General features: G+C 67.7%; 10 protein-coding genes and 1 tRNA gene. 6 read left to right on the forward strand and 5 right to left on the reverse strand.

Going from position 1 to position 13,682, the window contains the following annotated elements; translation table 11 throughout:
- Nucleotides 1-10: 10 nt before the first annotated feature.
- Nucleotides 11-86 (forward strand) — tRNA-Phe (locus E6G92_14335).
- Here E6G92_14335 and E6G92_14340 read toward each other — a convergent pair.
- The 4 genes from E6G92_14340 to E6G92_14355 form a co-directional block, all read right to left on the reverse strand.
- A complete protein-coding gene (locus E6G92_14340) occupies nucleotides 49-489 on the reverse strand; it encodes an NUDIX domain-containing protein (GenBank protein ID TMJ17626.1) in 441 nt (146 codons plus the stop codon). The genes E6G92_14335 and E6G92_14340 overlap by 38 nt on opposite strands.
- A gap of 83 nt (nucleotides 490-572) precedes the next feature.
- A complete protein-coding gene (locus E6G92_14345) occupies nucleotides 573-4,766 on the reverse strand; it encodes a hypothetical protein (GenBank protein TMJ17489.1) in 4,194 nt (1,397 codons plus the stop codon).
- Complete coding sequence (locus E6G92_14350) at nucleotides 4,767-6,881, reverse strand: hypothetical protein (GenBank protein ID TMJ17490.1); 2,115 nt, start codon at nucleotides 6,879-6,881, stop codon at nucleotides 4,767-4,769. It abuts the gene before it with no gap.
- Between the two features lie 99 nt (nucleotides 6,882-6,980).
- A complete protein-coding gene (locus E6G92_14355) occupies nucleotides 6,981-7,544 on the reverse strand; it encodes a hypothetical protein (GenBank protein TMJ17627.1) in 564 nt (187 codons plus the stop codon).
- A gap of 304 nt (nucleotides 7,545-7,848) precedes the next feature.
- On the opposite strand from E6G92_14355, the gene E6G92_14360 reads away from it, so the two are divergent.
- Entirely contained in the window at nucleotides 7,849-8,607 is a 759-nt protein-coding gene (locus tag E6G92_14360) for a serine/threonine protein phosphatase (protein TMJ17491.1), read from the forward strand.
- On the opposite strand, the gene E6G92_14365 is transcribed toward E6G92_14360, so the two are convergent.
- Nucleotides 8,608-9,600 (reverse strand): peptidase M48, Ste24p, encoded by a 993-nt coding sequence (locus E6G92_14365; GenBank protein TMJ17492.1) that lies wholly within the window; start codon nucleotides 9,598-9,600, stop codon nucleotides 8,608-8,610. It lies immediately after the preceding gene.
- Between the two features lie 231 nt (nucleotides 9,601-9,831).
- Between E6G92_14365 and E6G92_14370 the strand changes: the two genes are divergently transcribed.
- The 4 genes from E6G92_14370 to gmd all read left to right on the forward strand — a co-directional run bounded on the left by E6G92_14370 (nucleotide 9,832) and on the right by gmd (nucleotide 13,682).
- Nucleotides 9,832-10,065, forward strand: a complete 234-nt coding sequence (locus tag E6G92_14370; protein ID TMJ17493.1) for a hypothetical protein — start codon at nucleotides 9,832-9,834, stop codon at nucleotides 10,063-10,065.
- A gap of 106 nt (nucleotides 10,066-10,171) precedes the next feature.
- Nucleotides 10,172-11,452: a nucleotide sugar dehydrogenase gene (locus E6G92_14375; GenBank protein ID TMJ17494.1), complete on the forward strand. Its 1,281-nt coding sequence runs from the start codon at nucleotides 10,172-10,174 to the stop codon at nucleotides 11,450-11,452.
- A gap of 29 nt (nucleotides 11,453-11,481) precedes the next feature.
- Nucleotides 11,482-12,489: an NAD-dependent epimerase/dehydratase family protein gene (locus E6G92_14380; GenBank protein ID TMJ17495.1), complete on the forward strand. Its 1,008-nt coding sequence runs from the start codon at nucleotides 11,482-11,484 to the stop codon at nucleotides 12,487-12,489.
- A 119-nt stretch (nucleotides 12,490-12,608) separates the two neighbouring features.
- The gene (gene gmd, locus E6G92_14385; protein TMJ17496.1) at nucleotides 12,609-13,682 is read left to right on the forward strand and encodes a GDP-mannose 4,6-dehydratase; all 1,074 of its coding nucleotides are present in this window, start codon (nucleotides 12,609-12,611) and stop codon (nucleotides 13,680-13,682) included.

A 13,682-nucleotide genomic window follows, 5' to 3' on the forward strand; every position in this document is an offset into this window, starting at 1 on the left:
GAGCGGATACGCCCAGGTAGCTCAGTTGGTAGAGCACGTGACTGAAAATCACGGTGTCGGTGGTTCGATCCCGCCCCTGGGCACCATCTTTCCGAGAATGGCGTTCGCATCGCCCGCGCGGTGGACCCGCGACGCGGCTTCGCTTCGCGGAGTCCACAGCATCAGATGCTCCGGCTCCTCGTGGACGAGGTTGACGAGTTCGGCGCTCCAGTAGCTCGAGTCGAGCATCACGGCCCCGCCGAAGATCGGCTGAGCCGCCGCGCCCAGCCGCCCGGTGATCCGGGCCGACCAGCCGCATTCCTCCTCGATCTCGCGCCGAACCGCTTCTTCCGCAGTCTCGAACGGCTCGACCCGGCCGCCCGGCAGATAGAAGCGCCCGTTGCCGGCGCGGACGAGCAGCACACGGTCGTCGGCGTCGCTGACGACCGCATAGGCGCCCGTCTGCCGTCTCAGCGCCGTGAGCGAGCTATGGTCGAGTTCGAGTCTCATGAGCCTCCACCGATCCCCGCCCACAAACGCCGTCACACGGGCGCGGTTCCGCCGGTGAAACGATTTGGACTGAATGGCTTGGCTCAATAATCCTTGTGGTAGCGGATGCTCGCATTGTTCGAGGCGTTGGTGCTGAACTGCGAGAGCAGGCTGAGCGAGCGCGAGAGCGAGATTTCGAGCTGGGTCGCGGTGAAGCCCTTGGCGTCGGTGATGATCTCCACATAGATGTCGTCGCTGAGGTACATGCCGGCGGCGACCGCCGTCCCGCGCCCGGTGGCGCTATCGGCCTCGATCAGCCGCAGCCGGTCGATCCCGGTCGCCGAGCGAAGCTGGCCGAGCGGGTTGAGGCCGCCGCTGCCGCCGCGCAAGGAGTTGAGCGAAGCGGCGAGCTGGACCGCCTGAAGCGCGGAAATCTGGGTGACCGAGCTGCCGAACAGGATCCGCGCCATCACCTCGTCCTGCGGAAGCGAGGGCGAGGAAGTGAAGGCGATCTGCGGGTTGTTGGCACGCCCGCTGACGTTGATCGTCACGTTCACATCCTCGATCTCGGCTGTCGCGGCGAGATCGATCTGCGGGTTGGGCGGCCGGCTGCCGAGGAAGGCGATATGGCCCTGGTCCACCCGGAACCTGCGTCCCGCGAGGCCGAGCGTGCCGCGGATCAGGTCGATATTGCCGACGAGCGCCGGCGTCGCCGTGGTGCCCTGGACGGCAAGCTCGGCACGCCATTCGGATTCCAGGCCCATCCCCGAGACGAACACGCGATTGTTCGCGTTGAGCCGGATGTCGAGCCGCCACACGCTCGGCAGCGCGTCGTCCGCCTCCTGCTCGCCCGGCGGCCGGAGCGGCTCGCCGCGGCGGCGCACCCCGGCGAGTTGCGGCACCTCGGCCGCGGCCTGGCGGACGATCTGGTAGCGGGCCTCGCCGAGCTCGAGCGTTCCGCTGATCACCGCGCCCTGGGCATTGTTGACGATCGCCAGATTGCCGGTCGCCGTCGCGGCGAGATCGTCGCTTCGCGCGAGCCGGGCGTTCTGGAAGGCCAAGCGAAGGTCGATCGGATAGCCCGCGGCCGAAGCCAGGCCGATGCTCCCCCGCCCCTCGATCGTGCCGTCCCCGGCGCGGCCGGCGAGGCGGACGATCTCGAGCCGGGAGGCGTTGAAGCGCCCGTCGATTGCAAGGTTGGTGATCCGGGTGCCGTAAGTCTCGTTGTGGTAGGTCAGATCGTTGGCGCGGACCACGCCGGTCAGTTGCGGCTGCTGGACCCGGCCGGAGAAATCGGCGGCGATGGCGATCGGGCCGGTCAGCTGGTGGCCCGGCATGTTGACGAACGACATCGGTACGTCCGCGGGCCCGTTGTAGCGCACGCCGCCGGCGAGCGGCGCCGCGAGCAGCCGGGTCGTCCACGATCCGGCGGCCGGGCCGAGCGGCTGAAGCCGGGCCTGGAGGCGGCCGATCACGGCGCCGCCGCGGCGGATGACCGCGCCCATCTGCCCGCCCTCAGGACGCAGGCTTCCGGCCAGGAACAGGTCGACCGGGGCGGAGCGGACCGCGATTCCGGTGCGGGTGAAGTTGGCGACGTTGATCCGCGCCTCGGCGCGCGGGAAGCTGCCGTCCGCGGCTTGCGAGAAATCGAGGCTGCCGGTCGCCTGCCCGCCGAGGCCGAGGCCGGGCGAGAAGGCGTTGAGCATCGACAGATCGAAGCTGTCGAGCCGCGACTGGATGACGAGGCCGTCGCCCCACGTGCCGGCAAGGCGGATTCGTCCGCGGTCGAGCGCCACGGTGAGCGGCTGAAGCCGCCATTCGCCGCCGGCGCGGCGGATCACCGCTGGCTGGGCGAAGCGGAAGCCGATGGCGTTGATCTGTCCCTGCGCGGCGGCGCGGATCATGTCCGGCGAGGCGACCGCGTTGGCGGCGATTCGGAACGGCACGCCGCTGCGCCCTTCGGCGAAGAGCTGGACCGGCCCGCTGCCGCCGGTGAGATCGGCCCGGATCCGCGCCCGCTGGACGAACAGCGCGCCGCTCCTGAGGCCGGCAAGCTGCGCGTCGCCCCGGATGGTCGGCTGCGGCGAGAGGATGATCGTCGCGTTGACGATGGCCCGCTGGATCAGGATCGGCACCTGCCCCGGGGTGCGCGCGCCATTGGCCGTCGCGGCGATGTCTATCCGCTGGTAGCGCCCGGCGGCGCCAAGCCGGACGACTCCGTCCAGCCCCTGCCCGGCCATGGTCAGCTCGCCCGCGAAGGGCCCCGCAGCGGTGCGCACGAGGCGGCCGCGGAAGTCGATCCCGGCGAAGGTCAGCCGGTTGACGGCGATGGTCATCGGCCCGCGTCCGCTCAGCACGCGCACGTCGGCTGTGAACGGCCCGTAAGCCGAATCGCCGCGCGCGAGGATCGCCCAGCCTCCCGCGACCGCGCGGACATTGGCGGTGACGTGGGCAAGGCCGATGCCGAAGCCCGGATTGGCCGCCTCCAGCGCGACCTGCGGCGCCCGCGCCGACCCGGTGACGTGGACCGACAGCGCGCCATAAGCGTCGCTGACGCCGTTGAAGCGCAAGTCGAGGCTGCCGTCGCGCCGGTAGAGGCCGCCCCCCGAGGCGACGTGGAGGTCGGGCGATGCGAGACGCACATTCGCCACCCGCACCAGCCCGTTGGGCTCCATCGCCAAGCGCGCCGTGATCGTCGCGTCGCCGCCGAGCAGGCCGCGGATCGTGTCGTTGTCGATCCGCCGGCTGCGCGCCGCCACGCGCCCGGTCAGCCCGAAGCCGGCCGGTGAGCTGGTCATGTCGAGATCGGTGTTGACGTCGAACAGGCCGACGCCGTTGACCAGGTAATTGTTCACCCGCCCCTGAAGCGCGGCGAGGTAGCGGCCGGCGGCGAGATCGAAGGCGAGCGCGAGCCGGGCGTTCACCCGGTCCGAGCGAAGGATCATGTTGTCGGAGACGAGCCGGGTGCCGGCGATGCCGACCTGCCCGTCGAGGCGGATGTCGCGCAAGGTTCCGCCGGCGATCATGTCGAAGCCGAGGATCCGGCTCGCCCGGGCCGAGACGGGGATGACGATGTCGTCGGCGCGGACCCGGGCGCTGCCCACCGCGCGCAGGTTCTCGAGCGTCGTGCCGCTCATCGTCAGGCTGGCGGCCGTCAGCTCGTAGGCGACGCCCGGAGTCCGGAACGGGCCGTTGAGTACCATGGCGAGCCGGACGTCGCGGCCGCTGAGATCGGGAGCGATGGCCCCCGGCTCGGTCAGCCGCGTCGCCAGCCGCAGGTCCTGGAAGCGGTTGTGGCCGAGATCGACCAGCCCTTCGGCGGCGATCGCCAGCGAGCGGCTGTAGGCGCGCAGGCGGATGTCGGCGCGGCGCTGGTCGAGCGTGGCGACGAGGCTGGTCTGAACGAGCGGCCCCGCGAGGCGCTGGGCGGGGCCGGTGAGGATCAGGCCGGGCCGCATCGGGCCGGTGAGCGTGAAGCGTCCCCGGCGTCCGCCGATCGCCAAATCGGCGAGCCCCTGGCCGCCGAGCGCGGCCTGGGCCCGGCCCTGCCAGCTGTTCCAGTCGCCGCGTCCGGCGATCCGTGCGGCGACCGGCCTGTTCGTCCCCATCAGCCCGGCGATGAAGCCGTCCGCCGGGCCGCGCAGGGCCAGCGCGACGTCGAACCGGTTCGCCTCCGGCACCGCGTCGAGGTTGAGGATCGCGCGGTCGCCGCCGGCGAAGCCCGGCGCGGCGATGGTCCGGGCGTTGAGCCCGATCTGGGCGCGGCGCTCGGCGATCCTGATCCGGCTGTCGAGGCCGAGCAGGTGCCGCCGGCCGGTCACCGCCGGGTCGATCAGCAGCCGCCCGATCCGCAGGTGGCCGACGTCGATCCTGATGTCCGGCAGCAAGGGCGCGTTGGGGTCGCCAGCGCGAAGCGCCGGCAGACGGTTCATCCGCGCCGCCGGGATGTCGAGCTCTCGAAGGTCGATATGATTGCGCAGATAGGCGAACGGCCGGTACTCCACGTCGGCCACGGGCGCGCGGAAGAAGGTGCCCTGCGGGTCGGCGAGGCTGAGATCGACCAGCCGCATCCGGCTGAACACCGATCCCTCGATCCGGCCGACATGCACCTGGAGCCCGGAGACCGTCTCGAACGCGTTGATCTGGCGGACGATGAACCGCCTGCCCGGGTCGGTGTTGAGCCAGGCGAGGAAGGCGGCGAGCAGCAGCACGATTCCGAGCAGCGCGAAGGCCGCATATTTGGCCGCCCTGCGCCAGCCCCCGCGGCGGACGACCACCACCTGCTCCTCGCCGGCCATCTAAAAGGCCTGCCCGATCGAGACGTAGACGGTGACCAGGGCCTCGCCCTCGCGCCGACCGATCGGGGTGGCGACGTCGAGCCGGATCGGCCCGAAATTGGTATAGAGCCGGGCGCCGACTCCGACGCCGAAGCGCATGTCCGAAAAGTCCGGATATTCCCGCTCGGTCAGCGAGCCCGCGTCGACGAAGGCGACCACGCCGTAATTGCCGAAACGGTAGCGTCCCTCGGCGGCGAACTCGGCGAGGCCGCGGCCTCCCAGCGGCACCCGGATCGTCGCCGGATGGTCCTCGGGATGGTCGGGGTCGAAATCCGGATTGGCGACGATCTCCTGCGGCCCCAATTCCTGGAAGCCGAAGCCGCGCACCGATCCCCCGCCACCCGAATAGAGCCTGCGCGACGGCGCAAGCTCGTCGCGCGGAAGGCCGAAGATCGATCCGAACCGCGCCCGTCCCGCAAGGACGAAGCTCTCGCCCACGGGATAATAGACGCTGCCTTCGACGAGGTTGCGGATGTAATAATCGGTGCCGTTGCCGAGCGACCCTTCCGGGTTGATCCGCGCGAGCAGCCGGAAGCCGCGGGTCGGATCGAGCAGGCTGTTCGAGCGGTCGTAGCCGATCTGCCCGATCAGCCCGCCGATGAAATAGGCGTCGGAAAGCGAAACGTGCGCCCGGTCGACCCGGTTCTCGTTGGTGGCGAGGATCTCGGCGCCATAGGCGTAGGTCCAGCGCTTCTGCCAGATCGGCGTCGATTCGCGGCTGATCAGGCCGTAGAGGCGGGTCGTGTAGCCCTCGAACGCCGGATAATCGCGCCGCCCGGTCTCGAACTGAAGCAGAAGGGCGCGGTCGCGCTTGCCCCAATTGTTGCGGCGGAAGCGGACGTTGAGATCCTGTTCCTGAGTGCCGGCGACCGCGGCGATGCGCAGCGAACCTTCGGGCCGAAGCAGGTTGCGATGCTCCCACGCCACCTCGACCCGGGCTCCTTCGCCGGTGCTGTAGCCGGCGGTGGCGTCGATCGTCCGCGGCGGGCCGGCCTCCTGGCGAACCAGCACGTTGACATATTGGGTGCCGTCCTCGGCCGTCTCGCCGGTCAGCACCGGCTCGGCGGAAACGGTCCGGAACAGCCGGGTCGAGACCATCGCCTCGCGAAGGTCGTCGACCTTGCGCCGGTCGTAGAGATCGCCGCGCCGGAAGCGGGCGAGAACGCCGACATGGCGCGCGTCGAACGCCAGATCGCCCTCGGTGGTGAAGCCGGCGAAGCGCGCGCGCGGCCCCGGATCGAGCGGGAGCGTGTAGTCGCCCACATGGGTCTGCGGATCGAGCAGGATGTCGCGAAGGCCGAGCTCGGGGAAGGGATAGCCTTCCTGAGGCAGGCGAAGCATCACATTCGCTTCCGCCGCCTCGACATCGAGGGCGCGGATCGGATGGCCGGTGCTGAGCCGGAGGAAGTCGCGCGCCATGCCGGGCGGGACGGTGTCCGGCCCCGTGACCGCGATGGCGCCGAGCGTGTAGCGCGCGCCGGCGGCGACGGTGATGGTCACGGTCAGGCGGCCGGGCTGGTCCGCCGCCTGCTCGATCGCCGAGGTCGCGACCGCGTCGTAATAGCCCTCGGAGCGCAGCAGGCGGACGGCGAGCGCCTCGTCCTCGCGCGCGCGCGCCGCGACCATCGCCCCGTTCACCGCCTCGCCCTCGGCGTCCTCGAGCGCCGAAAGATCGCGGAAGCGGCCCTCCAGCCCGGTATCGGCCATCCCCTCGACGACGAGGGCGTAACGGACCGGAGGCGGCTGGTCGTCGTCTCCCTGCGCCGCCTCGGCCGCCGGGGCGGGCTGCACGTCGAAGCCGGAAATCGGCGGCAGCGGCTCGCTGAGGGCCGGGTCGCCCAGCGGGGTGTCCTCGACCGGTCCGGGCACCGGCGGGAACGGAGAAGCGTTGGGATCGATCGGCTCGAGCGGGGCGTTCAACGCCGGATCGAGCGGCGGCAGCGCCTCTTCGAACTGGGAATCCGGGACGATCGGCCGATCGTCCGGCGGCGGCGGGGGCGCTGTTTGGGCGTGCGCGAAAGCGGGCGCCGCGAGGGCGCCGGCCAAGGCCGCAACCAGGAGTCGTGCTTCCTTCAAACAGCCCCGCCCACTCTCACAAAGGGCAACAACCCGTTTCGAACGTGCAACGAGCGCGAAAGTTCAACGCGTTGAAAAACTTGGCCGGGGAGCCGGGGCCTAATTGGCTGGAGCCGCATCTGTCGGGGGCGTGGTGGGGACCGGCGGCGGCAGCCCGGGATTGAGCTCGCGCACATGCAGCAGGAAGGAGCGCGGCCGCTTCATCAGCCGCTCGGTCCGCTCGACCCTGAGGCCCACGGCCTCGGCGAGCTCGGCGACGAAGTGGACGCAATTGCGGTGGTTGAGGTTGTAGGAGGGCTGCGGCGCGTCGCGCCAGCGCTCGATCACGGCCATCAGCGCGGCGTAGCGCTCGTCGGAGAGCGTGAGCGCGAACTGGCGGTCGCTCCGCGCGATCTGCCGCTCGCCCTCAACGACCACTTCGCCCGGGACCGAGCCGAACAGCAGGGCCGGAGTCACCGCCTTGGCGGTGAAGCCGTAGCTCGTGTCGACCGCTTCCCCGGTCGCGTCGACGGTGCCGCGAAGGGCGACGAAAGCGTGCGGGAAATTGTTGCCGCCGAGCTCGCGCGAATAGAAGGCGATCTCGACGGCCGCGGCGGCGGGCGCGTGGAAAACGAATAGCGTAAGCGCGAGCAGCCACAGGCGAAACCAGGCCGGTCTTGGCATCACCATTGATGTCGGGATTTGGAGCGCCGGCCCAGCGCCTCGATCCGGCGGCGCTTGACCGCCCCCGCAGCTTCCAATGCAGCGAAAGCGATAAACGGAACGGCACAAATACAAGCCGCCCACAACCATTCTTCAGTCAACGATCAATCCATCCGATTCTTAGAGTTTCCAGCCGGATAGTCGGCTCGCGCCGGTCGATCAACCCATCCGTCCCGACTCCATCGAGAAGGCCAGCGGATTGAAGTCGCACGCGCCGCCCCCTATGTGCCCGTCCCCGCCTGAACCATTGAGACGCTCGAGGAAAATGCCGGTTCGGACCCTCCTCAATCTCGTATCGCGCGCCAAGCCGGCGCCGCTTTCGATTCCGCCCGACCGGCGAATCTACGCCATCGGCGACATTCACGGCCGGCTCGACCTGCTCGATCGGCTGCTGGCGATGATCGACGAAGACGACTCGCGGCGACGCCGCGTCCAGACCGAGCTTATCTTCCTGGGCGATCTGGTCGACCGCGGCCCGCAGTCGAGCGGCGTGGTCGAGCGGCTGATGGCTGTCGCACGCCAGCGTGCGACGCGCTTTCTGATGGGTAATCACGAAGAGGTCTTTTTGCGGGCGCTGGAGGGTGATCTGAAAGCATTGCGTTTCCTCATCCGGATCGGGGGGCGCGAAACCTTGCTCAGCTACGGGATTTCCGAAGAGGATTACCGGAACCTCGATTACGATGAACTGATGGCCGCCTTCCGTGCAGCCGTTCCCCGCGCGCACATCGCGTTCCTGGCCGGTTTCGAGCATTGGATCGAGGCCGGCGATTATCTTTTCGTGCATGCCGGCATCAGGCCCGGCGTCGCGCTCGAGGCGCAGAAGCCGGCCGATTTGCGGTGGATCCGTGACGACTTCCTGCGTTGCCGAACCAGCTTCGGAAAAATCGTGGTCCACGGCCACAGCATCACGGACGAAATCGACGAACGCGGCAACCGCATCGGCATCGACACCGGCGCCTTCGCCTCCGGCAAGCTCACGGCGATCGGCCTTGAGGGCGACGAGCGCTGGTACCTGTCGACCTGATCACTCCGCCGGCGCAGAGAGCGGCGGCACCGGTATCCGCCCCTGCGCGCGGGCGGCCCGGATCGCGGCTATCTCGGCCTGGATCATAGAGATTCTGCGCTGCCAGTTGGGATGGGTCGGGCTGCCCAGAAAGTTGAGGCCCCTGCGGCCGAATCGCTCCCAGAAACGCACGGCCGCCTCCGGATCGTAGCCGGCGCGGTCGAGGAGATAGACGCTGAACCGGTCGGCCTCCGCCTCGGTCTCCCGGATTCGCGTCGCATTGCTGCCGAAATTGGCGAAGAAGCCGCGCGAGACGTGCGCCCGATCGAGCCGCACGCGATGGCCGAGGACATTGTGCGCGAATTCGTGCGCGATCACTGCCGCCAATTCGTCGTCGTCGGCGACATAGTCGGCGATCGCCGTCGTGATCTGCACGTAGCGGCCGTCGGCCTGGGCGTTCAGCCGGCGCGAGGGGATCAGCTGGAAGCGGGTCGCGCATCCGGCGGCGCTGCCGATGTGGAGGGACAGGGACGCGCCCGCCCGTCTCACCTGCATATCGGCCGATCCATCGGCGAACGCGGCCTCCAGGATATCGAGAATCTCGGCCATGCGGTCGAACGTCCTGCTTCTCGCCGGGCCGGCGCCGGCAAGGCTTCGGCCGTCTATGCCGAGCAGGACGTCGTCGAGCCGCAGGCCGCCTTGCTCCGCGGGGGAGTCCGGGACCAGCGCGAGCACTCCGGGACCGGCGTCCAGCCCGAAGGCGGCGATCGCCGCGGCGCGGAAATCCGGCCCGTATTGGCTGAGGTCGTGCACGGCGAAGCCCGGCAGGTTCATCCGTTGCCGGCAGAGGTCGAGATTGGCGACCGCGAGGCGATGCCCGATCGTCGCCACCCTCTGGTCCAGAGCGCGCATCGCGACCAGCGATTGCTCGGTGGCGGCCTGTCCTCTCGCCGCGCCGTGCGGGATCGATCCCGCGGCCAGGGCGCCGATCAATCCAACGAGCAGCTTGCGCATCGATCCTCTCTTCGCATCGGCGCGGAATCGGCGCCGGTAACCGGCTGGTAACCGCCAACCGGCATGAAGTTCAAACCCGGCCGTTTGAATTGCGGAATCGTCCTGCAACAGTCATAGGGGCAAATGGGCAACAGTCACTCGCGAGGCGCAAAACCGGCGGCAAATTTGGGGTTGTCAACATTGTATCACTGTGGCACTGCCAAGGCCGAACAGCTCAACAGGGAGTTCAAGATGAGTTTCAAGAAGGCAACCGTGGCTGCGGCGCTCGCGGTCTCCATGGCAAGCACGCCCGTCCTTGCGCAGTCGGCGGCCCCGCTGTCCGTCTCCGCGCGCACTGGCGCCACCACCGCCGACTCGAACGATATTCGCGGCGGTTTCATCATTCCGGTGATCGCGGTCATTGCGGTCATCCTCGGCCTTCTCGCGCTGACCGGCGGCAACGGCGACGGCCCGCACAGCCCCTGATTCGGTTCGCGAATTTGAAAAATAGCGGCTTTCGGGCCGCTATTTTTTTGCCTTCGGAAGATGCCGCGCTAACCGCGGCTTTACGCGTGTGCGCCTATGGGGCGGCATGGATTTCCCGGAAACGCCCCGAATCGTCGTAATCGGCCTCGGCTATGTCGGCCTGCCGCTGGCGGTCGCTCTGGCCGAGCATTTCCCGACGATCGGGCTGGACATCGATCCGCAGCGAGTCGCCGAGCTCAAGCGCGGCTACGATCGCACGCTCGAGCTGTCGACCGACCGCCTTCAGGCCTCGCGCATGAGCGTGACGGACCAGCCCGACGAGGCGCGGGGCGCGGACGTCTATCTTGTCACCGCCCCAACCCCGGTAGACCACGCCAACCGGCCCGACCTGGCGCCGCTGCTCGCCGCGACCGAATCGGTAGCACGCCTGATCGAGCCTGGCCGCCCCGCGATCGTCATCTACGAAAGCACCGTCTATCCCGGAGTTACGGAGGACCTCTGCGGCCCGCTGATCGAGCGCACCTCCGGGCTGAAGCGGGGAACCGACTTCTTCCTCGCTTATTCCCCCGAACGGGTGAATCCGGGCGACCGCGAGCATACGGTGGAGCGGATCATCAAGGTCGTCGCGGGCGAGAGCGAGGAAGTGACCGACCGCGTGGCCGCCATCTACGATCGGGTGACCTCGGCCGGCACCTTCCGCGCCAAGTCGATCATGACGGCCGAGGCCGCGAAGGTCATCGAGAACGCCCAGCGCGACATCAACATCGCCTTCATGAATGAAATCACCCAGATTTTCGCCAAGCTCGGCCTGTCGGTACTCGATGTGCTGGACGCAGCCGGGACGAAGTGGAACTTCCTGCGTTTCCAGCCCGGCCTGGTCGGGGGCCACTGCATCGGAGTCGACCCCTATTATCTCAGCCACTGCGCCCAAAGCCTGGGACATTTGCCGCGCGTGATCCTCGCCGGCCGCGCGATCAACGATGGCATGGGCGGTTGGATCGCCGATCAGATCCACAGCCGCCGGAACAGCCGGCCCGGCGACATTCTCGTCCTCGGCCTTTCCTTCAAACCCGACGTTCCGGACCTGCGGAATTCCAAAGTCGTCGATGTCGTGCGGCGGCTGGAATGGCTCGGCCACCAGGTGACCATCCACGATCCGCTGGCTTCCGATGATCTTGCCCGCCATGAATACGGCCTTGCGATCGACCCGGACGCACTTTCGCGTCGGTATGACGTCGTCGTCGCCGCAGTGGCGCATCGCAGCTATCGTGAAATGACCGCGCAGGAGGCAGCGGCGCTCGCCCGCCCCGGAGGGCTGATTGCCGATCTCCACGGCATCTGGCCCGATGACGCCTTCCCGGGGGGCATGGACAGATGGAAGCTGTAAGCGCCACGGCGAACGTCTAAGGACACGCCATGAGCATTCTCGTAACCGGCGCCGCCGGATTCATCGGTTATCATGTGTCGCGCGCTCTGCTCGAACGCGGCGAGGCAGTGGTCGGTATTGACGATCTCAACGCCTATTACGATCCGCGTCTGAAGCTTGACCGTCTCGCCGAGCTGGACGGGCTCGAAACGGGGCGTTTTCGCTTCGAGAAGCTCGACTTTTCGAACGCGGAGGCGCTCGATTCAGCGTTGCGTGGCGCCGAATTCGACCGGATCGTCCATCTCGGAGCCCAGGCCGGAGTGCGCTATTCTCTGGAGAATCCCCGCGCTTACGTGTCGGCCAACCTGATGGGCCACCTCAATCTGCTCGAGGTCGGCCGGGCGCGCCGGGTCGCCAGCTTCGTCTACGCTTCCTCGTCTTCGGTGTATGGCGGCAATTCCAGCCTGCCCTTCCGGGTCGAGGACCGGGTCGACCGACCGGTCTCCCTCTATGCCGCGACGAAGCGGGCGGACGAGCTGATGAGCGAAGCCTATGCCCATCTTTACCGAATTCCGATGACCGGCCTTCGCTTCTTCACGGTCTACGGGCCGTGGGGGCGACCGGACATGGCGGTGTGGGACTTCACCCGAAAGATCATGGCCGGGCAGCCGATCGAGGTCTTCAACCAAGGCCGGATGCGACGCGACTTCACCTATATCGAGGACGTTGTCAGTGGCGTTCTGGCTGCACTCGATCGTCCGCCGGCCGACGACCGCCTGCCTAAGGCGGGGGGCAGCGAAGCGCCCCACCGGATCTATAATCTCGGCAACAACCGTTCCGAGGAACTGATGAAGGTGATCGCGCTGATCGAGCGGAGCTGCGCCCGCGAAGCGGAGATGCGACTGGAGCCGCTGCAGGCGGGCGACGTGCCCGAAACCTATGCGGACATCGATGCGGCCCAGCGCGATCTCGGCTTCACCCCGGCGACCTCGGTCGAAGTCGGCATACCCAAATTTGTCGATTGGTATCGCGAATACGAGCAGCGGCGCGCCGGTTGAACAGGCGCCGCCGCGCCTGTAAGAGCGCCATTCCCTGATTGCGGCACGGGCGACAAGGGGCCGTGAACACGGCCTTTCCCCGTGGAAATCTCGAGATCGACTGGAGTTGCTGGATTCTTATGACGAACGCTGCCGCTAAGACTGCTTTGATCACCGGTGTGACTGGCCAGGACGGCGCCTACCTCGCCGAGCTTTTGCTTGAAAAGGGCTATGACGTACATGGGATCAAGCGCCGGTCCTCATCGTTCAACACGGGCCGCATCGAGCATCTTTACGAAGACCCGCATGTCGAACATGCGCGCTTCCATCTCCATTATGGCGATCTCACCGATTCCACCAACCTGATCCGGATCATGCAGGAAGTGCGTCCGACCGAGGTCTACAATCTCGCCGCGCAAAGCCATGTGATGGTGAGCTTCGAGACGCCCGAATATACTGCCAATTCGGACGCGCTTGGAACGCTTCGGCTGCTGGAGGCCATCCGAATCCTCGGAATGGAGAAAACCTGCCGCTTCTACCAGGCCTCGACGTCGGAACTCTACGGCTTGGTCCAGGAAGTGCCGCAGCGCGAAAGCACTCCTTTCTATCCGCGATCGCCCTATGCCGCCGCGAAGCTCTATGCCTACTGGATCGTGATCAATTACCGGGAGGCCTATGGAATGCACGCCTCCAACGGGATCTTGTTCAACCATGAAAGCCCGCTGCGCGGCGAGACGTTCGTCACCCGCAAGATCACTCGCGCCGCCGCCGCCATAAGCCTGGGGCGCCAGGAAAAGCTCTACCTCGGCAATCTCGATGCGCAGCGCGACTGGGGCCATGCGCGCGAATATGTGCGCGGCATGTGGATGATGATGCAACAAGACCAGCCCGACGATTACGTCCTCGCCACCGGGGTCACCACCCGGGTTCGCAGCTTCGTTGAATGGGCGTTTGAGGATGTCGGCATTCCGATCGAGTGGCGCGGCGAAGGCGTCGAGGAAAAAGGCTATGACGCGCGCTCGGGGCAGTGTCGGATCGAGGTTGATCCCCGTTATTTCCGCCCGACCGAGGTGGAATTGCTGCTTGGCGATGCGAGTAAGGCTCACCAGAAACTCGGCTGGCGTCACGAGACCGACGCCCGAGACCTCGCCCGTGAAATGGTTCGCGCAGACTTGATGGTTATGCAGACCGCCGCGGTGATGAAGGAAGCCTGA

The sequence above is a fragment of the Alphaproteobacteria bacterium genome (assembly GCA_005883305.1).
GTDB lineage: Bacteria > Pseudomonadota > Alphaproteobacteria > Sphingomonadales > Sphingomonadaceae > Allosphingosinicella.